The sequence below is a fragment of the Nocardia aurea genome (assembly GCF_003123685.1).
Classification (GTDB): Bacteria; Actinomycetota; Actinomycetes; order Mycobacteriales; family Mycobacteriaceae; genus Nocardia; species Nocardia aurea.
Window position 1 is genome coordinate 1 of the sequence record NZ_QCYJ01000130.1, and the last position, 24,400, is coordinate 24,400.

26 protein-coding genes are annotated in these 24,400 nt (G+C 59.8%); 14 read left to right on the forward strand and 12 right to left on the reverse strand.

The features are described from left to right. On the reverse strand, positions 1-202 hold a 202-nt coding region (locus DAT37_RS45795; protein WP_232840134.1), incomplete at its 3' end, for a hypothetical protein. 21 nt (positions 203-223) lie between these two features. Here DAT37_RS45795 and DAT37_RS32075 point away from each other — a divergent pair. Further along, on the forward strand, positions 224-1,426 hold the full coding sequence (locus DAT37_RS32075; RefSeq protein WP_408637468.1) for an IS701 family transposase: 1,203 nt from the start codon (positions 224-226) through the stop codon (positions 1,424-1,426). Between the two features lie 135 nt (positions 1,427-1,561). On the opposite strand, the gene DAT37_RS32080 is transcribed toward DAT37_RS32075, so the two are convergent. Further along, entirely contained in the window at positions 1,562-2,680 is a 1,119-nt protein-coding gene (locus tag DAT37_RS32080) for a hypothetical protein (protein WP_109528666.1), read from the reverse strand. 272 nt (positions 2,681-2,952) lie between these two features. Between DAT37_RS32080 and DAT37_RS32085 the strand changes: the two genes are divergently transcribed. Beyond that, positions 2,953-3,186 (forward strand): helix-turn-helix domain-containing protein, encoded by a 234-nt coding sequence (locus DAT37_RS32085; protein WP_109528667.1) that lies wholly within the window; start codon positions 2,953-2,955, stop codon positions 3,184-3,186. A gap of 45 nt (positions 3,187-3,231) precedes the next feature. Here the strand turns inward: DAT37_RS32085 and DAT37_RS32090 are convergent, their stop codons facing one another. Both DAT37_RS32090 and DAT37_RS32095 read right to left on the reverse strand, forming a co-directional pair. Then, entirely contained in the window at positions 3,232-3,447 is a 216-nt protein-coding gene (locus tag DAT37_RS32090) for a hypothetical protein (protein ID WP_109528668.1), read from the reverse strand. 15 nt (positions 3,448-3,462) lie between these two features. Beyond that, positions 3,463-4,038, reverse strand: a complete 576-nt coding sequence (locus tag DAT37_RS32095; RefSeq protein WP_198654545.1) for a hypothetical protein — start codon at positions 4,036-4,038, stop codon at positions 3,463-3,465. Positions 4,039-4,153: 115 nt separating this feature from the next. On the opposite strand from DAT37_RS32095, the gene DAT37_RS32100 reads away from it, so the two are divergent. Beyond that, positions 4,154-4,492 (forward strand): histone-like nucleoid-structuring protein Lsr2, encoded by a 339-nt coding sequence (locus DAT37_RS32100; protein WP_109529081.1) that lies wholly within the window; start codon positions 4,154-4,156, stop codon positions 4,490-4,492. 21 nt (positions 4,493-4,513) lie between these two features. On the opposite strand, the gene DAT37_RS32105 is transcribed toward DAT37_RS32100, so the two are convergent. The 4 genes from DAT37_RS32105 to DAT37_RS32120 form a co-directional block, all read right to left on the reverse strand. Continuing rightward, positions 4,514-4,891 (reverse strand): hypothetical protein, encoded by a 378-nt coding sequence (locus DAT37_RS32105; protein WP_109528669.1) that lies wholly within the window; start codon positions 4,889-4,891, stop codon positions 4,514-4,516. Between the two features lie 110 nt (positions 4,892-5,001). Continuing rightward, the gene (locus tag DAT37_RS44420; RefSeq protein WP_157978807.1) at positions 5,002-5,610 is read right to left on the reverse strand and encodes a DUF6907 domain-containing protein; all 609 of its coding nucleotides are present in this window, start codon (positions 5,608-5,610) and stop codon (positions 5,002-5,004) included. 373 nt (positions 5,611-5,983) lie between these two features. Beyond that, the gene (locus tag DAT37_RS32115) at positions 5,984-6,958 is read right to left on the reverse strand and encodes a transposase (RefSeq protein ID WP_109528671.1); all 975 of its coding nucleotides are present in this window, start codon (positions 6,956-6,958) and stop codon (positions 5,984-5,986) included. A gap of 147 nt (positions 6,959-7,105) precedes the next feature. After that, positions 7,106-9,544, reverse strand: a complete 2,439-nt coding sequence (locus tag DAT37_RS32120) for a hypothetical protein (protein ID WP_157978808.1) — start codon at positions 9,542-9,544, stop codon at positions 7,106-7,108. 155 nt (positions 9,545-9,699) lie between these two features. Here DAT37_RS32120 and DAT37_RS32125 point away from each other — a divergent pair, with 155 nt between their 5' ends. After that, a complete protein-coding gene (locus DAT37_RS32125; RefSeq protein ID WP_109528673.1) occupies positions 9,700-10,092 on the forward strand; it encodes a YunG family protein in 393 nt (130 codons plus the stop codon). Positions 10,093-10,094: 2 nt separating this feature from the next. Here the strand turns inward: DAT37_RS32125 and DAT37_RS44425 are convergent, their stop codons facing one another. Then, the gene (locus tag DAT37_RS44425; protein ID WP_157978809.1) at positions 10,095-11,306 is read right to left on the reverse strand and encodes a helix-turn-helix domain-containing protein; all 1,212 of its coding nucleotides are present in this window, start codon (positions 11,304-11,306) and stop codon (positions 10,095-10,097) included. A gap of 553 nt (positions 11,307-11,859) precedes the next feature. On the opposite strand from DAT37_RS44425, the gene DAT37_RS44430 reads away from it, so the two are divergent. After that, entirely contained in the window at positions 11,860-12,240 is a 381-nt protein-coding gene (locus DAT37_RS44430; protein WP_157978810.1) for a hypothetical protein, read from the forward strand. Positions 12,241-12,337: 97 nt separating this feature from the next. Further along, entirely contained in the window at positions 12,338-12,589 is a 252-nt protein-coding gene (locus DAT37_RS32135; protein WP_232840135.1) for a hypothetical protein, read from the forward strand. 33 nt (positions 12,590-12,622) lie between these two features. Here DAT37_RS32135 and DAT37_RS44435 read toward each other — a convergent pair whose 3' ends face one another. The 3 genes from DAT37_RS44435 to DAT37_RS44445 all read right to left on the reverse strand — a co-directional run bounded on the left by DAT37_RS44435 (position 12,623) and on the right by DAT37_RS44445 (position 16,385). Next, positions 12,623-14,962 carry an NACHT domain-containing protein gene (locus DAT37_RS44435; protein WP_157978811.1) on the reverse strand — a complete coding sequence of 780 codons (2,340 nt, stop codon included), beginning with the start codon at positions 14,960-14,962 and terminating at the stop codon, positions 12,623-12,625. After that, positions 14,959-15,633, reverse strand: coding sequence for a hypothetical protein (locus tag DAT37_RS44440; RefSeq protein WP_157978812.1), 675 nt, complete (start codon positions 15,631-15,633; stop codon positions 14,959-14,961). The genes DAT37_RS44435 and DAT37_RS44440 overlap by 4 nt, the downstream gene beginning before the upstream one ends. A 95-nt stretch (positions 15,634-15,728) precedes the next feature. After that, entirely contained in the window at positions 15,729-16,385 is a 657-nt protein-coding gene (locus tag DAT37_RS44445) for a hypothetical protein (RefSeq protein WP_157978813.1), read from the reverse strand. A 505-nt stretch (positions 16,386-16,890) separates the two neighbouring features. Between DAT37_RS44445 and DAT37_RS32150 the strand changes: the two genes are divergently transcribed. The 8 genes from DAT37_RS32150 (at position 16,891) to DAT37_RS32185 (ending at position 24,330) form a co-directional block, all read left to right on the forward strand. Next, entirely contained in the window at positions 16,891-18,111 is a 1,221-nt protein-coding gene (locus tag DAT37_RS32150; protein WP_157978814.1) for an OmpA family protein, read from the forward strand. 62 nt (positions 18,112-18,173) lie between these two features. Next, on the forward strand, positions 18,174-19,646 hold the full coding sequence (locus tag DAT37_RS32155) for a hypothetical protein (protein ID WP_198654546.1): 1,473 nt from the start codon (positions 18,174-18,176) through the stop codon (positions 19,644-19,646). 29 nt (positions 19,647-19,675) lie between these two features. Further along, on the forward strand, positions 19,676-19,897 hold the full coding sequence (locus tag DAT37_RS32160; RefSeq protein ID WP_157978816.1) for a hypothetical protein: 222 nt from the start codon (positions 19,676-19,678) through the stop codon (positions 19,895-19,897). Next, on the forward strand, positions 19,894-20,121 hold the full coding sequence (locus DAT37_RS32165) for a hypothetical protein (RefSeq protein ID WP_109529083.1): 228 nt from the start codon (positions 19,894-19,896) through the stop codon (positions 20,119-20,121). The genes DAT37_RS32160 and DAT37_RS32165 overlap by 4 nt, the downstream gene beginning before the upstream one ends. Before the next feature lie 186 nt (positions 20,122-20,307). Further along, on the forward strand, positions 20,308-20,529 hold the full coding sequence (locus DAT37_RS32170) for a hypothetical protein (protein ID WP_109528680.1): 222 nt from the start codon (positions 20,308-20,310) through the stop codon (positions 20,527-20,529). Continuing rightward, a complete protein-coding gene (locus DAT37_RS32175; RefSeq protein ID WP_109528681.1) occupies positions 20,529-22,718 on the forward strand; it encodes a type IV secretory system conjugative DNA transfer family protein in 2,190 nt (729 codons plus the stop codon). The genes DAT37_RS32170 and DAT37_RS32175 overlap by 1 nt, the downstream gene beginning before the upstream one ends. Further along, positions 22,715-23,716 (forward strand): replication-relaxation family protein, encoded by a 1,002-nt coding sequence (locus DAT37_RS32180; RefSeq protein WP_109528682.1) that lies wholly within the window; start codon positions 22,715-22,717, stop codon positions 23,714-23,716. Before DAT37_RS32175 ends, DAT37_RS32180 begins: the two co-directional genes overlap by 4 nt. Continuing rightward, positions 23,713-24,330, forward strand: coding sequence for an MT-A70 family methyltransferase (locus DAT37_RS32185; protein WP_109528683.1), 618 nt, complete (start codon positions 23,713-23,715; stop codon positions 24,328-24,330). Before DAT37_RS32180 ends, DAT37_RS32185 begins: the two co-directional genes overlap by 4 nt. Positions 24,331-24,400 lie beyond the last annotated feature (70 nt).

Here is a 24,400-nt window from a genome sequence, read left to right on the forward strand (position 1 = left end):
ATAGAAACGCATCTGCCGCCGCGACTCGAACCGAGGAAACCGAGCCGCGAACCGACCCACGAACGCCTCGAAACCCGCCGACCACCCGACTGCCCCCTCCACCAACACGAACCAGATCACTACCAGCACGCCACCCGAAATCACAACCTGTCGTTGCAGTACTAAACAGTGGTATTTCGTTGTTTGTGATGACTGCGATCATGGGATAGCTTCTCCCGTTGTGTTGGGTGACGTTGTTGTCGAGGATGTTTCGCTGTGGCGGGCGGGTTTCGATGAGTTGTTCGACCGAGTGGCGGGTGTGTTCCACCGGGCGGAGCCGCGGCGGTGGGCGCGGGCGTATCTGACGGGGTTGCTGGCGCCGGTAGAGCGCAAGAACGCCTGGCAGCTGTCCGAGGCTGCCGGGCAGGTGGATCCGAGCCGGTTACAGCATTTCCTGAATCGGTCGCGCTGGGACGCCGACGCGCTGCGCGATGGTCTGCGTTCGTACGTGGCCGAGGCGCTGGCCTGCCCGGATGGTGTGCTGGTGGTGGACGAGACCGGCTTTCTGAAGAAGGGAGTGCGCTCGGCAGGGGTGCAACGCCAGTATTCGGGAACGGCCGGGCGGGTGGAGAACTCCCAGCTCGGGGTGTTCCTCGCGTATGCGGGACGCTCGGGTCGAGCGCTGATCGACCGGGAGCTCTATCTGCCCGAGTCCTGGGTCGGTGATCCGGACCGCTGTGCCGATGCGGGAATCCCTGAAAGTCGTTGTAGTGCTGGTGTTCTGACCAAGCCGAGGTTGGCGGAGGCGATGATCGCCCGGACCATGGACGCCGGAGTAGTCGCAGGATGGGTAGCTGCGGATTCCGCTTACGGGCGCGACGGGAAGTTCCGGGCGTTCTGCGAGGCACGTCGCCTGTCCTACGTTCTGGAAGTGCCGGTCAAACAGACCGTGACAGACCTCGACGGCCGCCGACGCGTGGACACCCTCGTCGGGCGTGCACCCGCCGAGGCGTGGCATCGGGTCTCGGCCGGACTCGGCGAACGCGGAGAACGCCTCTACGACTGGGCCTGGGCCTGGGCCTGGGCCACGCTCCCGCATTTCGGTGACCTCCCCGCCGGATACGCCCGGACCCTACTGGCACGGCGATCCCTGGATGACCCCACCGAGATCGCCTACTACCTGTGCTTTCATCCCGCGACGATCGAGCGCGAACAAGTCGTCGCGGTCGCCGGGGCCAGGTGGGCGATCGAGGAATGCTTCCAAGCAGCCAAGGACCAATGCGGCCTGGACCACTACCAGGTCCGCAAATGGGAACCCTGGTACCGCCACATCACCCTGGCCATGCTCGCCCACGCCTTCCTCGCCGTCACCGCCGCCACCGACCCAAAAGCCCACGCGGGCTGGGCCCACTCACAGTCGCCGACATCCGCCGTCTCCTGGCGATAGTCCTGCACCCAGCCCGCACCCTCACCCACGCCCTGGCTGCCACCCACTGGCGACGACGCCACCAACACCACACCCGAGGGCTCCGTCACCTACGAAACCGATTATGAAACAACGAAATACCACTGTCGTGCTAAGTCATGCGTCGGCCGATTCGCCGACGACATCGCTGCCGTGCGAGACCAGGACGAAAGCGACCCCGCTGCGCTGGAACACCCATCCGTCGTGAGCGACGGTGACCGACCGCTCGGGCACGTTCGTCGGGGTGTGCTCGATGCGGGTCTTGTGGCTGCTCACGAAGAAATCGAGGACGTTGACGTAGTCGAGATCGGTATCGGTGTAGTCCAGTTCGACCGAAATGTTGCGGGTCGGGGCATCCATGTCGAGGTGGAGTAGATGGCCGTGTTTGGGGATCAGTGCACGGCAGGTGTAGCTCACGGCAACGGGTTTGCCGGTCAGAACGGCCTCGTCTCCAATGCTGGCGGTATAGACCTGGCCGCCGCGGCGGGCGGTACGCCGAACCATCCTCGGATCGCCATCCACTACGAACTGCACAAGCTCGAACGTCTCCCGGTCGCCAGCGTCAATCCCGGAGGCGGGTCGCACGTACCACGGGGTGGTTGCTTCGGAATCGGCCATCAGATCCCGATACTCATTGCGGTCGGACACGGCGGCGAAGCGCCTGACGGGATGTTTCGGGACGACGGTGTACTCCCACTTCATCGTTGCGATGTACGCGGGGGCATGCGCCTCAGTTTCTCCGCTCGCGGTGGTGAGGTGGACGGAGACTTTCGCGTCATGCCAACGCTCCGACGCTCGGATTGCCTTGTCCCGCAGATCGTCATATATCTCACTGGCGAATTCCGGATCGTCGAGCCGCAGAGCCAAGCTGTTGCGCATCACGCGGTCGAGGGTGTCCGGGGTTGCGACGACCGCCAGATCCTCGGCGTTGAAGGCGAACCCGTCGATTACGGCAGCCCGAAGCGCAGGTGCCTGATTTCGCAGCACCCGCTGGAGGCGCTCTTCGGCCCGCTCTTCGTCGTCACGACGGAGAAGGAAGTCGATGCCGATGCCGAGCATGCCCGCAGTGAACAGTGTGGCACCGATGTCGCCCCAGGGGAAGAACGCTAGATCGTGAAACTGCGGCTGGGTGCTGAGCCACCGATCGAAGACCATCAGTGCGAAGCCGACGAAGCTGATACTTACCGCCGCGAGGGCAAGTTTGAGGTTGTGGAGTCGGCGAAGCGGGTCATGCATATGTTGTAGTTATTGTACCAATAATCGTACTTATAAGTACAGGCCGATCGGTCCAAATGCAGCGCCCCGGACCGCGTTTCAACGGTCCGGGGCGATCAAACAACTACGCGGGGCTCTAGATGATGCCGCTGCCGCCGCCGAAGAATCCACTTCCGCCGCCCATATTTCACCTCCCCTGCCGCCGACACTTGGTCGATAGCGCCAGGCTATGCCGCCCGTCGCACGAATATCCTAAATTGGGATATCGCGAACCGCAAGGTGGGGTTTGCGACGTGGACAAGTCGCTCTATTCGGCCGACTACCTGCGGTTTTGCGATGTTCTGCGCCGTCTTCGAATCGAGCGCGGCCTGACGCAGGTAGATGTTGCCGAGCGCCTGGACAAGCCACAGTCTTTCGTCAGCAAGTACGAAACGGGCGAACGTCGGCTGGATGTTGCCGAAACCCACTCCATCGCCGCGGCGCTGGGGACGACGCTGGAGGCGATTGCCGCCGAGATGCATTGGTAGCGGGCGACGGGGTCAACCCTCGATGGCCGCCATTGGCCAGTAAAACTACCCGGATTCGCCCCACTGGGCATCATCGGCGAAACGGTCCCAGTGAGCGTTGAGTTCATCCGCCAATTCGGGGGTTCCATCGTGATACACGTCGAAGTTGAAGTCCCCGGGGCCGGACACTGCCCGCATCTGCATCCATACGGCGCTGGCAATATCGGCGTAAAGCTCAGGTGCAAGCTCCTTGTCGAACCTGATGCGGATCTCCCTACGCATACGTTCCCCGTCCGGTCAGTTCCTGCCGAGCATGAACAGTGCGAGATCAACCTTACGCGCGGTCCAGTGCTGATTGTGCTGGGCAAGAAGCCCTCTCAGCATTTCAACTTCGATCATGTATCGGCGGTAGGTTGATCCTCCCTTGGTGCTGAAAGGGATTCCGAGGCGCTGCAGACCCTGCCGCGCTCGCCAGTCGTAAACAGCCATGCGTTGCGGCGCAGCGGCTGTCAGGACTGCCGATGGGAAGGCGCCGGTCCCCCGCCCGCCAGGCAGCTCAAGCAACACCTGACGCCCGAGATGGGCAGCATCTGCCACCGATAAGCTGGGATCATTTACCGCGACAACCGCGCGACAAGTGCAGGCACGGACGCGCTGGTCCGGCAAGCGCATCAGCGCGGTCACCCACGGTGCGTCTGCCCTCAACCGCTTCCACGTGACCAGAGCTGCCAGATCCAGTTTGCCGACACTTCCGGATTCAGCGATTCGCGCCGCCACCTGATCGAATATCTCGTCGTAGAAATCGGCCCCCATCGCGTCGTACTCCGCTGATGCCTGAACGAGCCGCACAACTACCTCCGACTTCTCGATCACAATGCCAATCTCCTATGGCCTACACGAATCGGATAGCCTCACCTGGTTGATCACCCAGCGCTCAACAGCGACTGATCGGCACTCAAAGCACCCATTCCTCGTGCAAGGAGACATCATGGCCCGCCAGGTCGTCGTAACCCTCGTTGATGACTACGACGGTAAGTCCGACGCCGAAGAAACCGTCTCATTCGCCGTCGACGGCGCAGCCTACGAGATCGACCTGTCGGTGCTCAATGCCAGCACGTTGCGCGGCGTCTTCGAGCGGTGGGCACCGCACGCCCGGAAGGTCGGCCGCGCACCGCGAGGCAAGGCCAGCCGATCGACCGCAGCTCCCGACCGCCAGCAAACAATCGCGATCAGGGAGTGGGCTCGCAAAAACGGACATCACGTCTCAAGCCGCGGCCGGCTCTCCGCCGAAATTGTCGACGCCTACAACAAGGCGTCGACTAACTGACGGCCCTTGGGGGCGCTGCTCTTACGAGCTGGGCAGCTGCCGTCGTTCGATCCAGTCAGCGAACGCGCTACGGGCAGCCTCGACAGTGAGGAAAACCTCCAGCTCCTTTTGCACCACACCGAGAAACGGGCCGAAGCGTTCAGCTTCGACGCGTCGTACGTGCTGGAGATTCCAGACGGCTCGGCCGGACGGGCTGCGTTCTGCGGGTGGGCCGAACACCGCTTCCAAATCCTCTTTGCGGTAGCCGGACAACCTGAGGTTGATTTCGTCGATCTGGCCGTACTCCAGGATATTGCCGTCAGGGTTGCCGGCTTCCGACGTTCCGACATACTCGGCGAACACAGCCTCATCCAGCTCATCTTCGCGTTCGCTGTCGATTGAACGCTGATGATAGTTCATGACGTTCCCCCGTCGATGTGTGTCGGCGCCTGGCGCGCGGCGATCACTCACTGAACCGAAATCTACCGTGCAGCAGGAGGTCTGTCGATGTACGGAGGCACCCGCAATGGTCAGCCAGCATCGCATAGATCGGCAACATCAAGCAGGTTCGTGGCAATCATGTACGCCTGGGCAGATGTCGCGCCTGTCACGGCGTGGGCGATCGCCAAGGCTAGATCCCGCTCTTGGCGGTCCCCCTCCCCGCGTACACTGACCTGCACCTTGACAAGTACTCCGGACAGTGCAGGTCCCGAGGCGGTCATTGTCATGGCCGGGCCGTAATGCACCATGCCCCGGTAGAGTTCAATGCCACCATCGGGCGGTAGATCTGGGTGGTGGTCTTCGCACCATGACGGACATCCGTCCGAGGCCGGCAGCGACCGCATATCTGCACCGGAAATGAGTATCGCCGCCAGGGCGCGCGCCTCCGCACTGGTCATTTCGGCAGCAGTGCCGCTTGGGTCGACCAGATCAATCCCGGTGGAGCGCTCTCCATCAGCGTCGTAGGCAGTCAGTTGCACGAGAACACCTGGTGTAACACCCTGCTCAACGGCTTCATCTTCATTCAGGGCGACCCAGAACGTCCGACCGTAGTGCGTGCCTTGATCACCTGGCTCTGCCGGATCGGCCAGACGGTGGACAACACACCATGACGGGCAGGCAAGCGTATCGACAGGCATTCCTCCGATTCTCACATCAGATCCGCAGCGTGGCCACCCTCCAGAAGACAAGCATGATGTACCGCGGTCGCGACCGTCAGTTCCGCTACATGGATGGATATTGGAGTAACCCCCGTGCGGGCAGAGGCGGAGCGAACCGGCGCGCGGTGCTATCGAGCCCCCAGTCATTGTGGACCGTGACCTTGGGCAGGAAACCGATCACGGGGTTCGCCTCATCGAGCCATCCGGCCACCCGAACGTCCGGGCGGGGATCTTCCGTCCGGCAAGCGCTTTCGTCACGGGCGGCGCCACCAGTCAGGCAATCACCATTCTACCGGCGTGGTGAGTGCGAACCGGGTCAAGAGCAACCGAAGCAGCTCCTCTGGGAGAGGCGTCATGCTGAGTGGCCATCGGTCGCCTCGGGGCGAGTGTTCTGAGCAGGCTGTTCGTCACCAGGCTGGCTGCGATGGCGCTTCTTGGGGAGATCCGCGATCACCGCATCCAGCCAAGCCACGAGCTGCAAAGCAGCCGGATAACCGTGGAGAGCTTCACGTAGGCGAACGAACAGTCCGCCGGTTTGGTTGTAGCGATACATCTGGTAGATGGAACGGTACGGCCCGTAGCGGGCAGGCAGGTGTGACCACGGCACCTCGCGAATGAGTTTGAAGCGAATGCCGTTGAAGAGGCGGCGCCTTCTATCTCGTTCGTGCTGGGATAGGACCCGTTCATCCGTGTGGGTTGTGACCGTTCCGAGGTGCGGTGTCAGCAGTCGCCACTCCTCATCGGTGAGGTCGGAATCGGCGGGGCCGACCACGTACTCCCAGGCGTACAGCAGCTCGCCGGGAGTAAGGGTGTGAACGAGGTCGTCAGGATCGCGCGGTGGTGGGCTGACGGATGGTGTGCGGGTCGTGCCAAATTTGTGGTGATTGGCCACTGCGGCGAGAATCGGCCAGTGGACGCTGTCTCCACGATTGGTGAGCCATATGTCAGCATCGAGCCGCTCCTCCTCGCTGGGCCAGTCGTCCAAATTGCCGATCAGCTGGCGAAGGGTGGGCACGGCCGTCACTGCGGCATGGCGAATCATTATCGCAACCTCGCCCGGTTGCAATCGCTCGATCATGTCATCCGCTCGTTGATCTTTGCTGACTCCAGCTGGTTCGTCTTCGAATGGATCGGACAGGTAGTCCCACAGCCCGGCCGGGAGGTCGTCCAGCAGGAACTGTCTCACGGCCCGGCGGAGTTCGTCCGACCACTCTTGGAAGTCGTACCCAGCAACTTGATCCGGGCCAAGGTTGTATTCGTAGATATTTCCGAACTGCGCATCGAGGGCGATCGCGAGAAGTTCGAATTTGTGGTATCTTTCAGCCATTCAGTTGTTATTTTGAACCGAAACGGCTAGTTCGTCAAATAATAATGACCTGGCACATCGCAGCGATACCACTATATTCCCAAGTGACCTGGCGTCGAATACAGCGGAGACGGTGGACGCCGAAGTGGTCGACAAAGTTCCGCCGCATCAATTGTCATAGAGCATTTCATAGGTAAGAATCTGAGCCTGCGGCAGCGTCGCTACTCGCTCTTTGAAATCGCTGGAGACTGCCTTCGTCGTAGCGAAGACGACCCGCGCCGGATTCTTGATCGGCATGCCCACAAGAGTGTCAAATTTATCTACGGTATTCAACTTTAGCGACTCGGTCTTACACTCTCCGAATATCAGCTGACCGTCAAGAATGCACGCCACGTCCATCTCTCGACTTTTGCTATTCTTGCCGGGCGTTGGGAATCCCACTAGGTCGATCTCGGGAGCGAAGTGAAAGGCTCTCTTGGACTCGGACTTGAGCTTGTATAGCACCTGCGCGACCAGGTCTGAATTATTTATGTAGAACTGATAGATGGTCTCAGCAAGCTTATAATACCAATGAGGCTGCGCGGGTTCTTTCCAATGCCATTTAGTGAACTGCTGAGGGTGGCCACACCGGTTGCACATGAACTGCGCCGTGAGATCATTCACGTTGTACCAGGAGGTCAGTCGGCAACGTTCGCACCTAAAGATGTAACCGCGCTGAAGTACTTCCTTGCCGACCAGAGTATCAACGAGATCGACAGCATCCCCACTCTTCGCGTCTTCATCGCCAAGGCTGGCCGCGATGGCACCGATGTTAATGTAGGTCCGCTGGTCGTTCTCAAGGTAGATGACCCGGCCTTGCTCGGCTGTCTTTTTCGACTTGAATTTGTCAAGTATGCTTCGCGTGGTCGGTGCCTTGATAAAAGTTCCTACCTCGTCCAGCCCGCCAAAACGACGCAGTGTGTCGATGAAGTAGTTGCCTTTATCTGAGTACTCAACTGTGACGCCAACGGGCCGGAAATACTCCTGGATGAGGGCCATGGTGTCAGGCATCTGAACCATCGGACGCCGAAGAGTGGCATCCAGCTCGGGGTTGAATATAATAGAATTCGGGCATAGATAGACGATCCCATCCGCAGCCACCCGAGATTCTGTCGTCGAGTCATGAAGGTTGACAATTTTAGGCCCGAGGTCAGCGAGTGATGGTGGGCCGTAGTTCGTTATCTCGACGGATGTCAGCCAATAATGCCCCGGCAGTCGTATCTCACTGAAATTCTTGGGGCGCGGTGTGTTCAAGAATCCTACGCTGTTACCGTCAACAAAGATCATGTCTTGCCGATTGGCGTAGTTGTCATTCTCGAACACTTGTAGCTCGCGCGCCGCCGAGACCGACTCCATCGAAATGATATTTAGGTTCGACCGGAAGCCAACAGGGTCGGAGTAGCTGCATCGCGCCATCTGTGCCTTATAGGCGACCAATTGCCGTCCGCTCAAGCTGAAACTGCACAGCTGCATCTTTTTCTCACTGTAACCGTGCTGGATGCGGTCATAAAATAGATTGACCAAGACTCTGGCTGCCGACTCCTCTTCGCCGTATTCAGCTGTCGGCTGCCCCTGCTTCCGCAACCGATCGTTTCTGCGCAGAGAGGCGTAACACTTCCGAAGCCAAGCGAGAGGAAGCCAATAGATATCGGTGCGGACGCGAGAAAGGGAGTAATATAGACAGAAATCATCAACGGTATCGCCGAGAACGATCGTAACTGCATTCCGACTTCGCGCGTCGGCTCGATAATATTGCCCTAGGTTCAGCATGCTTATAGAAAACGGCATCAATGTGAGGGAGTCGTCTAGTACCGCATACGGCTCGGCCAAGGTGAGCCGCTCAGAATCTCCGGATGCTAAGCGTAAAAGGTCAATGTTACCGTAGTCGTCCGGAAGACGCCGGATCGTAAAGTCTTGAGATTTAAATGCGGCGACGTAGTGGTCACTGGCGAGACCAGTTTGGGACGAGACGAGGAGCGATAGTGTGGGATTGTCAATCCTATGCGGCAGCACCAGGCCAGAGATTGGATTTGTAGACGTCGAAACGATCTTCGCCACCTCTGTCAAGGGGTAGCCGAATCCTGAACCACAGCTAATGAACATGTCGAGTGAACCCTTGTGATGAAACGGGCTCAATCGGTAAACAAGTTCTGCCTCAAGTTCATCACTCAGCCGAAAGTCCTCCACGTAAGACTGAGAGGCCGAATCTGTAAACCATTCTTCAAAATCAGCGGAAGGATTACCTTGTTCCTTCCATGACTTCTCATGCCTTCGCTTTACAGCCTCATAGCGTTCAGGATCGGAGAATTTCAGATCAGCATACGTGAGCTTGTACGTCACGATAAAATCTGGGCTGTAGCCTTCGAGGAGTTCCCAGAATTTCTCTTCTATACTGTCGCCGTCGGTGGGAATTATGACGAAGTACTTGCCGCCCCACATTTCGGATGCCCGCCGGATAGTGCCATGCACTGCCGCCATCCAGTGCTCACTGGTCTTGTTGATTAATACTGCACATCGTGGAGGCCGAACGGTGGCAGTGACATTATGATAGCTAGCTTCCCCTGCCATGCGCGCTCCCTGCCCGATTTCGTACGAAACAAGCTTGTACGATACAGCTCAAAAAGGGTTGCGTTCGAACTGTCGCCAATATTCGGCCGGTTTGAATCCTCACAGGGTCGTCCACTCACCTAACACACAAGCACCACGTTGCTACCCTGGCACTCATGGGCACCGGCTCCCTCGAAGCCCTCCACCGAGCCATCCGCTCCGCCTGGTCGGCCGATACAAGCGCGGCCCAGGACTGGACCGAAAGCAACCCAGCAAAGGGCCAGTGCGCCGTCACGGCCTGCGTGGTGCACGACCATCTCGGCGGGGACATCCTCAATAGCGTCGCCACCCTGCCTGGCGGAGAAACCATCTCCCACTACTTCAACCTGGTCGACGGCGAGACGGTCGATCTGACCGCCGAGCAGTTCCCGGAGCACACTCACTTCTCCAAACCAGCGCCGAAAACGAAGGGTTTCGCGTCGACGCGCGACTACTGCCTGTCCTATGAGCACACCCGGCAGCGCTACGAGCTACTGCGGACGCGGGTCGCCGAGCACTTCAAGGTCTAGCGTCAGCGGGCAGTCCACAGTCCGAAGAACTCGCGCACTTCCGCAACTGCAACATGTCGACGCAGCTCATCCGCAATCTCGACGAGCGTGGTTTGCAGCCGGGTCGACGCCACCTTGCTGATACCCGCGAAGTTCTCGATGAGCACCCCGCAGCCGTCGGCTATGGCTCCGGCCTGGACGTGGTTCTGGGCCAACCGGATTTGCCAGGCGATCTGTTCGCGGGGGTAGGCCGCAGTGCCGTCGATGGCGGATTGCAGGTAGGTGGCGGCCTCACTGTGGTCACCAAGCCGCATGAACGCCAAGCCGGTCAGGCCACTGAGCTGCGCTTCCGGCAGATGGGCAAGATAGGCGGGATCGTGTCCCCTGGTCGATTCATACGCCCGGTGTGCCCGATTGACCGCCCCGACCATCGCGGAACGATCGCCGATGACACTGAGTGCCTCGGCCTCGCGGATTGCCGCCAACGCCCTCAGTTTCGGACCGCCTTCTCTCCTGGCGGCAAGCTGCGCGGCTTGGGCGAGCTGTACACCTTCTTTTGGCCGTGACCCTTCGCGGTAGGACAGGAGGCAGGCATTGATCCAGGTGTGGGCGGCGGCGATGCCGTCGCCGCTGACGGTGGCGGCCTGGGCTGCATCGGCGTAGTAGCGCTTGGCATCTTTCCAGCGACCGGCGTCGTAGTGCACCCAGCCCGCGGCGGTCATCATCTCGGCCCCGGCACTGGTCAGTGCCTTACCTACTTTGTCGCTGTAGCTACAACCGTCGAGGAGCTGCTCGACGTAGCGGACTTCGTTGGTAGCGATCTCGCACAGTCGATCACCACCGGCCATCAACTGAAGTTCGTGAATCTTGTCGATACTCCTACTGATTCGATCCACGTCGGCGGCGCCAACCCTCGGCCCGGAGGACGCTGGTGCATAAACTTCCGGGCGCTGGCTCTCAGCGACGGTGGTGCCGACTCCAACCATGCCTGTTTTGAAGAACTGGCGACGCCGCATGTCCGCCTCCTCATCCGACTCGGCCACCAATACGGTGAGCGGCACTTGCAGTGCCTTCGCCACACGGCGCAGCACGCGCAGATCGTAACTGGCGGGACCGTCGTGCTCCAGCTGTGAAATTGCCGGTTGAGTGAAGTGGAGGAGCGCGCCCAGCTCAGCCTGTGTCATTCCGATGGACCTGCGAATCCGTCGGATGGTTTCGCCGGTTGTCATCGGCATGTCGGATACCCCCTGCGTGGCTGATGCATTCGTGGGCCGTGGCAGATAACCCACCGAATACCAGGTGGTTTCGGCCTCGACCGCACCATATACCGATTTGCGTATAACGGCGACGAGACCAGGTATTTGCGGGCGAAATAGGCGGTTTTCGGGGCTTACGGTCCTACGCGGTACCCGGTACCGGGCTGACGCCTGGAACCCCCCGTCCGGCGCACCAGCCCGCCAGAGTGGCAGGCCGGTGGCGAAACGCCCCGGTGCCGGGTACCACCCGATCGTTTCCCACGCCCCCGAAACGGCCTGAAACGGAGATCCCCGGTGACGACTAATTCGCCTGCTATGTACCAACTTATAGCGCTGTACGATTCGGCGGCTCACGCTGCGCCGACGCTGCCGTTCAGTGTTCACACGGCGCACGAGATGATGCAGCTCCATCTCGGATGCCGCGCCAAACGCTGTGCGCGCAAAGCTGCCGCTCAACAGACGCTCGTCGACGCCCGCCGAATGGCGCCGAGCAGCACGAAGCCGCGGTGAGGCGAATCTAATGCCGACATGGATGTCTTTGGTACTGGCGGCACTGGCGGGGGTTGGAACGATCGGGCTGCTGGCGGGGGTGATGGTGATGGCCTCTCGGTCACCCGAGGATCTTGCCGGTTCGAACGCGACGGCACGGGCGCCGGGGGACGATCCGGCGTCTTCAGCGGCCGACTTCGCCTCGACTTCAGGCTCTTCGGGAGCCGATGAGCGAGCGAGCATCTGGCCGCATACCTGGACGCACGAAGCGCCGGATAGCCCGCCCGACGTGGATGAAGCGCACCGCGAGATGCAGGTGCATCGGAATTGCCGCTTGGATGGGTGCGCCAGGAAGGCTGCTGCTTTCCAGACGCTCATTGAGGCGGGGCGGGTGGTGCCGGATTCGTCGCGCCAGCAGTACTGAACTGCTCGCATGCACGGCACATTCCCCACATTTCCCGGAAGGTGAATGTCTTGACCGCAGGAACCAAACAGCCAGACGCCCGCAGGCAGGCACTATCATGACGATCGAGGAGCCGAAGAACCCAAACGACGGGCAGCTCCCGATGCCGAAACGGCATAGGGAGCTGACGGATCGCACATTTGTGTATGCGGACGGGCCGCTGGCCGAAATCTTGTGTGACGCATACCTGATGGAGCTGACGGTGATTCGGGCACGGCAACTGCGCGAGAGTCACCGGATGCACCGACCGGATGACTGCTGGGTGCATTTGCAGGCGGCAGCGAGGCTGGCGGGTACGGCGGAGGATTGAAAGACTATATTCCGAATCCAACTATGCCCCAAATTACGACATATCGTCCAGCGCCTTTGTCAAAAGATAGCGTTGCAGCTCGATGTGACGAAATTGGTATGCCGCGCCCGATATGCGAAACAGACCAACCCGATGCATGTCTTCCAGGAAATTGATACTCCTTCTCGGAAGTCTGTTGCGCATCGCAAACCAGCGTGATGCGAAGAAGTATCCAAACCACGCAGGCTCACGCACGATAGTTAGAGTGATACCCAACGGGACGGCGAATGGAAGCGCAACGATGAGCATTAGCGGTAACTTCATTAATACTTGCGCTGAATCTAACGTCGCTGAACCGTCCGACAAACCCAAGAACCAGAACGTCAATCCCAGCGAAACCGTTAGATACAAGATATTGGCCGGAATTCCTGCCAACGACCGAATCCTACTTACCCGAAATGTCGACACCGGATCGATCCATACGTTCCGGATACTTTCACAGCTCGGACAGTTACAGCTCCAACCACAGATGACGCAACTTAGCGATTCTCCGTCCCATAGCTCTCGATCGAGGGCATTGTTCAACCCTGGGCTATGCATTGGACATCCTGAATCATGCCCCCTCGGCCGAATCCATCGAACAACTCCGCGCTGGACATGCGATAGAAGCGTCGTCAACGGCGCAACCACGACGCCGATCGCAGCCCAAATCGCCACCACTGCAATCATAGACAGGTCCGCAGGCAATATGTCAATCATCCAGCCAAAGACGACAGCCACTCTCGAAAATCCTTGGTTGGCACACCAGACAAAGAATCCGCCAAATATGCCGCCGAAGAGCGATACAGTGACGAAGCCCTTGAGGCCATACTGTTTTATCTCGTACCGTATAAAGGCTGTGACACGCTTCGCGCTAGCGGGAACGGGCGGTGCCTCCATCCTCCAGACACTCCACACTCCCACAATCGGCAATACCGCTAACGATACCGCTAGTAATATACCGGTCATAAAAGCGGGAAAGTATGGGACTTGCATATATGCAAGAAAGCCTAATGCAGATGCCGCGAGAAAAATCAACAACGAACGGCGGTAGCCGATCAGGTATACCGCATGATATAAGAGCTGATATAAGGTCCTGGGCATAACTTGGCGCCGCTTGAATAGGCGCCACCAATCGATATCTGCATTCTCCTCGGCTCGGTGAGCAAGGTGCATCAGCCATTTCTCGGCATCGGCAGCTTCCCAGTCCGTTTCGGGACGCCGGGGATCTGCTTTGTCGTCCTCCACTACGGTGCGCCGCTTAAGCACCGTGGAAACCAAGCGGTCAAATAGGTAGTGTTGGATCTTGGCATCGCTGTCGAAACGTCTGGTATCGAGCAGTTCAAGCGGATCTGCGGCGTCCTCGCTTTTGCCGTTGCGGATATAGATCGTACAAACCAACCAAAGACCGAGCGGATTAGAACAAATCTTAGATAAAGGCTGCGAGTACTCGCCTATAAGTGCCTTCTTCATCTCCAGCCACCGAGCTTTGTCTCTCCAACCCGCAGCCACTAGATAGTCTGCTGCCTCACCGGCAGTCAGTGGATGCGCCTCAATGACAGCAGCACACGCAATAACACCGGACTGATCAACGAGTTGACTATATGTCTCAGTCCTGCAGCTAATTACCAGCCCATCATGACTTGTGACATGCTGATTCAAGGCCGCCACGATGTCTGGCCTAATCCCATTTTTCACCTCGTCTAGGCCGTCAATTACGGGGAGGATTAAGTTCGCATCATACAACTCACCCGGCGATGTTTTTTTATGCGTTCTCCAAACTTCTGGATAATCGATCGTTAGGCGATAGATAATCCAATCTCTCAACGATTCTTGCTCGGTAATATTCCAGCTGTTGGCACGGAGAAAGACGGGAATAACTTCCATCGTCTTCTGGTCAAGCAGCCCCCACGTGAGAGTCTCAGCAAATACGGTCTTACCAGCACCGGACTCCCCCAGTACGACCAGGCGATTCCGTGCAAGTTTTTGAAACTGTAAGGCGGCGTTGATGGCGTCTTCGGAAGACGCATCAAAAGTAAACGGACCTGACCCACCAAAGGCATTCACTAGACGATCGGCTGGCTGCCGTTTGGTCAGCGACCACCGCACGGGCATGGGCTGATTCAAATCCAACTGGAGGGCAGCGCGCTCCCGCTTACAGCGAATTTCCACGGTCGTGCGAAGCTCACGCGCAGCGTTCAATTGTAGATCGGTGGGAGAATGGAGACTAGCCCCTGTGTGGATGTAGTTATTGTTAATATTGATGATGCCATGAGGGCCGAATATGGACTTTTCAATTCGCTCGGCCTGGACATTCAGAGGGGGATCTTGAGGCGATTCCTCCGTATCGCTCATTGTTTACCGAACTCAAAGAAGTTCATCGTGGCGCTAGGCCCTTGTATCGAGCGGTCGATGCTATTGGCATGTATCACCACCGAGGCTTGCTCGTGTGGCGAATTCGCTGACGATGAGTCGCTCGAATGAGTAGCCGTGCTTGTTTCTGATACGGCTTCTGCGTCTTCCGAAAATCCTTCACTATCATCGCCATCCGACAACAAATAGGCGGCCATTTCATCTCTCATCCGTCGGTTTACTTTCTTAAATGCCTGCTCATTGCCAACAAACCCGCTAGCCTCCCGTACGTATTTCGTCAATTTGGCATGTCGTTGCCCCTCTTCATATCGGTCAAGTTTGATCCGTGTCTCGGTCTTGAAGTTCACCAGATCGAACATAATCAGCGCAGCTGTCCGCCATGTAATACTAGATTTTTCCAACCCACTCTGGAGTCCAGAGTCGGACAGCCGCCCTATTGCTCGGCGGATAGTCTTGCAGATGGCTTCCATGCGCTGGATGTCGGATCCGCCCCACAGTTCCGACTCTTCACTGCCGATTAGACCAAACAGAACGTCCAGTTTGAGCGGTTCTCTGTCGACGTCATCGAATACGCCTTCAATGCCTCTGACGCGCAGGGACTCCAACTCCGCCGCGAGAGCTTGCTGATCCGAATGAACTGCGCGAAGCGTCATACGGGCATGATGTCATATATCCCCGCACTTCTGCCAAGAAACCGATGGTCTAGCACAATGCACTACAGCGAGCAGAGCTAGGTCGTACTCGCGCCCTACTGACTAGACCCTCGGTGGTCACCAGGCTTGGCAATGTACGTGCGGGTAACTCCATCACCAATTATCGAATTTGCAATCTCGCCAGCGTGTATGTGTACCGCGTCAGGTCTAGCTGCGGTACGCCCTACGGCGCGCCTCCGCTCTCGCAGTAGGCTTTGTATTTCACGATCTCTTTCCTCTAGTTCATCGTGATACATTCGCATCAAATCGATGACTCCGCTAGTGTCGATTTCGCCTGCGCTGAACTCCTGTTCAAGCATGTCTGGAACGTGACCGCGCACATCAAAGTCACTGTCGCCCAGAAACCTACGCAGGCGTAATCGCGCTGCGTCTCGGTTATGTCGATACAGCTTCACGGTCATTGCTACGGCCGTCAACTTATCATCAAAGCGATCACTCGCATCAAGTGCGTCGATTACGCCGATAGAATGTTCAGGGTCCACATCGGGCAACAACCCCAACTCCCAGTCCAACTGGTTGTCCTGTAGTGCTCGCTCACGGCCAGAGGGCTCGGATTGGTCCGCGTCACGCCGCTCTATCAAGTCTAATATTTCTTCTACCGACTTTACCGGCAGATCAAGCTTTGGCACCGGCGACTCTAATTCATAGTTTGGCTGCCTATATTTCGGTTCAGGCTGAGAATGCTCGCCCATACTGCATTTCCTTATTAAGTTGTACTACTACAAATAACGCATTGTGCGGGAAATAGCAAGCGACTTTGGATTACGCAAGAGTTCTTGGTCGAGTTCCCGGTCGACTTCTCGGTCTGAAATATTCCGAGAAGTCGACCGATTCTTCGACCGGAAAGGGTGTGACGTGCGCATTGAGAGTTGGAATTGTGGTAACTGGCTGATCAAGCGAGCCATAACACCCTGAAAAAAGGAACCGAATGCAATCCACCCTCACCGCCTGGGCGCTCTTCATGGCGTCGTATCTGCTCGTCTCTTTGGAGGCGACAGTCAAGTTGCGACTGGCAACTTCTCGCTCGGGACGCCATCACAGGTCCGCAGGTTCGTGGTGCCCTGCCTGCGGCCACGGCTCGCACGGGGGGTTCGCCTAGCGCGATCTGTAGCAGTTGGCATCGGTCGCGACTGGTGCCAACTGCTACAACCCAGGGCCTCGCTCGGTTGTCCCCACCTATCCCCAAAGGAGACTCACTTGCCACATTCCCCCAAATCGCAGAACTCGCTGCGATCTTTCTGCTGCCCGCTGCGGCTGAATATCCCACCCAGCCTCGTCCTGTTCCTCGTCTTCCTTCTCCTCGTGATCGGCCTGGTGGCCGGATGTGGGTCTTCTGCTCCATTGTCATCCGTTCGATCGGTCACGTTGGTGGTGACGGCGACCAGCGCAGAACCGCGGCCGGTGCTGCCGGAGTCGATGGTGGACGAATTGACGAGCATGGCAAAGCGATCCAAGCGCAAGGGCGGCGCCACCGTCCGCGTGGTCACCAGCCTCAGCGGTGAGGTCCGTACCACCGATCTCACCCCGGTCCGCCCGAACGGTCAGGTGCAGCATGCCGCCGCTGACGCCGATCGACAGATCCACTCAGCGATCGACAAGCTCAGCGTCACCCTGGGCGAAGCAGCCTCCACAACGCCAGGCCTGAGTGTCTTGCCGCTGCTCGATCGGGCCGCGGAGATCCCGGATGCGGACATTCACGTCATATCGTCGGGCATCAGCACGGAGGCCCCGATGGACTTCCGCGTGATCGGCTGGAACACAAACCCGGCCAGCATCATCGACAGCATCGCTCGCCAAGGGCAGATACCCAACCTCACTGGTCGTCACGTGACATTCCACGGCCTTGGTCGTGCTGGCGGCTCACAACCGAGCTTGCCGCCGTTCGCCCGCACCATGACTGAGCAGGTCTGGGTCGGTATCTGCGAACGAGCCGGGGCAGCGAGTTGCACTGTCACCCATGACGCGCCGACCGCGACGGCGCCCGTAGCGACCATGCCGGTGCCGGTGGTCCCCGTGCCCGAGGCCATCACCCGTGGCGGTTGCCCGGTCTGGCTGAACCTCTCGGATGCGGTGCTGCACTTCGCAGGTGGAAGCGCCGCTCTACCAGTCAGTGCCGACGGTGCACTTCGTCCGGTCGTGGAGGCAACGTCCCGCTGCGCCATTCAGGCCATCGACATCACCGGACATATCGCTGATACCGGCGACGGCGACGATCACAACGATCTGGCCGGTCGCCGTGCCCGTGCGGTAGCGGATCGGCTTCTGACGCTTGGCCTGCCATCCTCACTGCTCGGGGCCGTATCCGGCCACGGCGCCCGCGAGCCAGTGATCCCCAACTTCACCGGTGGCGTCTTCGACGAGTCCAAGGCTCAACAGAACCGTCGCGTCGAAATCGTCTTCCACCAGCCGGGCCGCTGATGGCTACCGACGAGCATCAGCCGCTTGAGCCCTTCACCAACGAACGAAATGGAGGTACCTCTGTGACCTTGACACCTGCCACCACACCGAACGGCCATTCTTCAGAGCCGGAGTCGCGGAGGACAGTCACGCTCCGAAAGCCGACCGATCCGCCACGCTTCCCCGCGAAGCCCTACGAGCTGCCTGCAATGCCGAAGCGAGATATCAGGATGTCAGTAGCGACCGGCAAGCCGATCCCGCGTGAATGGCTGGCGCAACTGCTGGCGCTGCACAGCGAACAGGAACGTATCGGCGTCCCGCGTGATCCAGCCACGTTCTCCCAGATGGAGGGCCTGGTGATGAGCGAGGCTATGCTCGCCGCCGAGGAAGCCCGTGACCACGGTGCCGATCGGCTCGGTGAGCTGGTGGATCATGCGGCGGTGCTCAAGGGTGAAATGAGCACCACGCGCGCCGAACTCGACCGCCTGGAGCAGCAGCCGATCGTCGGCATGAACGGCGACACGATCCTGGCGTCTCGGGCAACCGAACGGATGGCGACGGTAAGCGCCAAGATCACCGAGGAACGTGACGCTGGCAACCTGAAACATCGGCGGGTGCCGCTGTGGCTACACAACTTCTCGACCTGGGCGGCATTGCTGGATTTCCCAGTGCTGCTGCATTTCGTAACGCAGGTATTTAATGTTGATCTGGCGAGTCTGAGCAGCGGCAACGGTGCCGCATGGGGTGAGAGTCTGATCCCACTCATCACGGCGACCGTCTTTGCGCTGCTGGGCACTGCGGCCGTCGCGATCGGCTTGAAGTTCTTCGGCCGGGACCTCAAGGGTTACAAGGACGACCATGGTGGCGTCGCAGCGCCCGGGGGTTGGGCAAGGACTATCCCGCTGCTGTTCGTGAGTTTGGCGTCCTTGCTCGCTATCGGGGCCGGCATCGTCATGGCCTACCGGGTCGTGTCCGACAGTTTGGCGGCGGGCAACGGTGTCACCAGTGCGATGATCTTGGGCGTCTTCTTCGCGGTCGTCGTCGTCACGGTGAACGTGGTGGTGTTCATGACTTACTTCCGCGACGGTTCGCTCCAGACCGACGAGATCGGCCATCTGGCCACACAACTGGAACCAATCCAAAAAATCCGTGTGCAGCTGCAAGAGCGCATCGACAATCTAGCCGTGCAGTTGCCGCCGATCGAACTCAAAGCCGAGCGAGTGTATGCCGCTACCTTGGCGAAGATAGGGACGCCGCTCAAGGGTGCCGATCAACTGCGGCTGCTGGCCCGCTCCTACCACCAAGGATGCGGTGCGGAAGCGACCTTCACCTTCTCGCAGGGTGGTTCGGGCAGCAACCTGCTCGCACCGCAGGTCACCGTCAACTATGCGGTGCTCGATCAGCTGATGGAACGGTTGGCCGAGCTGGTGACCGTTGATAATGCGCCCGCCGACGAGGCCGCGAAACCCTCGGACGAACCCGCAAGCACGGCGCTCGTACCCAGCGGCTCGGCGGACGCCGACAGCAGCGCCGACGACCTCGGTGGGGAGTGGTGAATGTGAATATCCGCGACCATCGGGTCATCTTGGACGATTTGCAACCGAAGGTGCCGCCGGGTGACGATCTCGAAATATGCAGTGAACTGGTGAATTTCGTGGTGCGCCGAAGTCTGCGCCTGACCCGTGACATCCAACGCCTGGCCGGGCAACGGGTCGATGCGGCCCCGACCAGCAGTCTGCTGGCGGTGGAGTTCGGGGCCATCGTCGCGGGTGAGGCGATCGAGTGGGTTCGGCGGTGGCCCGCATGAGCGACGACCTGAACATGGCCGAGAAGTTCAAGCGCGGCTGCATCAGTGTGCTGGTGGGGGCTGTCGCTATCTACTGCGCGGTCGGCGTCATCGAATCCATCTGGCCCACAGTGGCTCTCATTCTGGGCATCGCCGGGGTGATCGCTCTGCTGGTCGGGGCGGTCACCCTGTACCGGAAAAATGCGTTCCGGGTGGTAGACGAAATTACATCGATTCAGCATTGACGTCACCTCAATATTGTGTGTTCGTTTCGCTGTAGTAGTTTTCACAACCTTTATTTGCGATTGCGTACACGCAATTCATAGTGAACGTCCAGACGCGGTTGCACACCAGCGATTCCGTCAAAATCCGACGTACATTCCCTACGTCGACTCGTAGAAATCAAATCTAATTCATCGAGGAGGAGAGCTATGTCCAAAACAGGAAGACCCAATCACCGCCGTGCCGATCGCGAAGTCAAGCGCCGCGTCTCGACCAGGGCCGATCGCAACATCACGGTCCGCAGCGAGAATCGGCCCGCGCCCGATCTGCACAAACTCAGTCGCGCTGTGATCGCAATCGTGCTCGCTAAAACCGAAGCGGAAGAACGCGAACAGAAGACCGATCCGACGACCGAAAAGGAGGCCAAATAATGACGATGCAGGATAGCGAGTCTCCGGACCTGACCGCAGATTCCCTCGTCTGGCAACTGCTGTTCTGGCCCAGCCCCTTCCGTGAAGGAGCAGCCACCTCGCTGCTGCGCCACTGGGCCGCCCAGAAACATGCGCCGCAACTCATCCTCGAAGCCCGCTCGACCATTGATGGTGTGGAATACCTTGTCGGCAGCCAGCTCCGACATGCCCATGGGGTTCGACGTTCGGTTGAGCAGTTGGTCGGCGGGTCGGTGGTGACACCCTTCGACCCCAGCGAGCGCGGCGACATCGTCACGGCCCGGCGCCTGAAGCTCACCGCAACGGATTGGCCGCTGGAGCCTGTCGACCGGGTCGCCTCCAGCCGATCCATCCTGAGCGCATTAACCGCGGTTAATCGTGGGGAGCGTCTGGTGATTCAAGTCATCCTCGGGCCACGCCGTCAGCCGATGTTGCCCCCGATCGAGCAACCCCACGGCGGGCACCAGTCGACGGCCTCGAAGGTTTGGCATGGGCTGCTGCCGGACAAGCGGCCGAATGCCAAGCAGGCTGTGGCCCGCAAGCTCGGACAGCACGGCTTCGCCACAGTGGTGCGAATCGGCGTCGAGGCCGGCACTGCGGACCGCCGAAAATCCCTGATGCTCGGGTTGGCGGCGGCGATCGGAACAGTGGAGACGGCCGGGGTGCACTTCAAACTGGCTGACGAAAAAGCCAGGAAGATCAACCAGCCGAGGGCCACCTGGTCGATCCTCACCCCAGCACAACCGTTGAGCGTGCCGGAATTGAGCCACCTGTTGGCCTGGCCGGTATCTGACCATGACGAGCGTTTCCCCGGTCAGCCACCCTTGCATCCGAAGCCGGTACGCCCGACCCCGGCGCTCCTGAGTGGTGAGCGGGTGATTGCGGAGGCCAACGCCCCTGGCGTCAGCGGAACCATCGGGTACAACGTGCTCGACAGCATGCGCCATACCTGGGTGATCGGGCCGAACGGCACTGGCAAATCGACGTTGCTGTTGAACCTCATCGTTCAAGACCTCGAAGCGGGTCGCCCGGTCGTCGTGATCGAACCGAAGGATCTGGTGACGGACATCCTGGCCCGGATTCCTGAGCATCGAAAACAGGACGTAGTCCTCCTAGATGCCCTTGACGAGGCCCCTGTCGGAATAAATCCGCTGGCGCACAGCGAGGGCCGCACGCCGGAAGTCATCGCGGATTCGCTGTTCGGCACGATTCACGCCATCCACGGTGATCTCGGGCCGCGGTCAGCCGACATCCTTCGTAATGCCCTGGAGGTACTCACCAAACGCAACGACGCCTCACTCACCATGTTGCCGCTGCTGCTCACCAATCCAGGTTTTCGGCGGTCGCTCACCCAGCGGGTCATCCGCGACGATCCGTTCGCAGCCGGGCCGTTCTGGGCCTGGTTCGACTCGCTGTCACCGGAAGCGGTGGATACGAAGATCGCGCCCCTCAGCAACAAGCTGCGCCCCTTGCTGACCCGACAGTTACGTGCCGTATTGGCGCAGCGCAATCCGAAGTTCAACGTCCGCCAGGTGCTCCGCGAGAACAAGGTGTTGCTTGTGCCCTTGCAGAAGGGGGTCATCGGGCCTGAAGCGGCACAGCTGCTCGGAGCGATCATCCTGGCGGAACTGTGGCAGGCGATCCGCGAGCGGGCGGGTACGCCGGAACATTCACGGACGCCGGTCATGGTCTACATCGACGAAGTCCAGGACTACTTGCGCCTCCCAACGGATCTCGGGGATGCCCTCGCTACCGCTCGAAGTCTGCGTGCCGGATTCCACCTGGCCCATCAGTACCAGAAGCAGTTGCCCCCGGCGATGCTCGACGCTTTCCGGAACAACGCTCGCTCGCGCATCACCTTCCAACTCCAATCCGGCGATGCCAAGGACATGGCCACCGGGCAATCCGTTCTCGCCCCTGAAGATTTCGGGGCGCTGCCCGCCCACCACGTCTACATGAATCTGATGCGTGACAACACGGTGCAGCCGTGGGCCTCGGGCGTGACGTTGCCACCGCCGCCGGAAACCAGCGATCCGAGCGAGATTCGACGGCTCAGCCGTGAGCGGTATGGGCAGCCGTTGGACGAGATCGAAGCGGGATTCGCCGCGCTGCTCGACCAGGTGAACGGAGACACGCATGGCGCACCTCGACGCAGGAGGAGGCAGCCATGACGACAAAGAATTCGCGGGATAGGAGCGGAAGCGACGGAGGGACTTCGTCTGTCACAGCTATTCGCCCCGGTATTCGCCCCGCCTCGACCACAGAACCTTCATCCACCTCGGACTTCGGCTCCGTACGGAAGCCGAATGATGGTGCCCTACCGGGCACCACACCATCCCGACGACGCCGTGTTCGCGACCTCGATAAGCTCGCCAGACAGCTCAGTGACCGTGACTGGAACATCCTGCGTTCAGTCGCTGACCACGGCTACCTGACCGTTTCCCATATTCAGGTAGTGCACTTCGGCGAGATGTCCGCTGCCAGTGGACTGCGGACAGCGCAACGCGTGCTGTCGCGGCTGCGCCGGGATCGGGTGCTCGCCAACCTGAAACAGCGCATCGGTGGTCACCGGCCGGGCAGCAATGCCACCATCCACTACGTCGACGAAATCGGCGACCGACTTTTGCGCCACACCTCGGAGCGTCGAACACGGAGACCGTTCCGCGAACCAACAGAGCGTTTCCTGCACCACCGACTCGGCATCGCCGACGCTCACGTTGCCCTCGTCCAAGCCGACCGAGCCCGGCAACTGGAACTGCTGCGCTGCGACATCGAGCCCACCGCCTGGCGAACCTACATCGGCGTCGGCGGGGCACGCTTGACCCTCAAGCCGGATCTGTACGCCGAGACCGCCACGCCACCGGGTAGCGAATACATCGACGCGGCATTCATCGAGATCGATATGGGCACCGAGAGCATCCCGACGCTGATCCGTAAGTGTCGTGAGTACGAGAGCTACCGACGACAGGGGATCGAGCAGGAACACAGCGACGGTGCGTTCCCTCGAGTCATCTGGTCGATGACCGCCGACACCACTTCCAAGGCCGAACGCCGCCGTATCGCCCTGCGTGAGGCCATTGCCAAGGACCGCACGCTGCCCGACAACCTGTTCCACGTCATCGGCCCGGACGAACTCATCCACATCATGCAGAAAGGAGCTGCCCTATGAAGAAGACCAACGCAACCGAGCTTCGCGCGCCGACACAGAAGCGATACCGAACGATCATGGCCGATCCACCGTGGGATGTGCTGCAGCGCGGCAACCTCGGTGCACAGCGCCACTATCCGCTCATGACCGTTGAGCAAATCAAGAACATGCCGGTTGCCGAACTGGCAGAGGATGACGCTTGGCTGTGGCTCTGGGTTACGAACGCCACCTGGCGCGAAGGATACGACGTCATGACCGCCTGGGGCTTCACCTACCGCTCACCACTCACATGGGTGAAACCACGTCTCCAGCTCGGTCAGTACCTACGCAATATGACCGAACACGTCCTGTTCGGCACACGGGGGAAAGCCAAGGTCAATTTCCGGGCACAGCCCACCTGGTTCATCGCCCCAGTCCAAGACCACAGCCACAAGCCGGAAGAACAGTTCGCGATCATCGAACGGGTATCCAGCGGGCCGTATCTGGAGCTGTTCGCCCGACGGCGGCAACTGGGCTGGGATGCCTGGGGGAATGAAATCGATGACTCCGATGTCGCCATTCCCGGTTATCCGGTGCCTTCAGATGAGCACTACCAGCGGCGCGTGCACGACGAACCGAGAGAGGGCGCCGAATAGAGGTGACAGCGACTCGTCGGTGTCGTGCGGCCGTCACCGTGAACGCATCCCGCGTTCGCCGGCCGCTCGC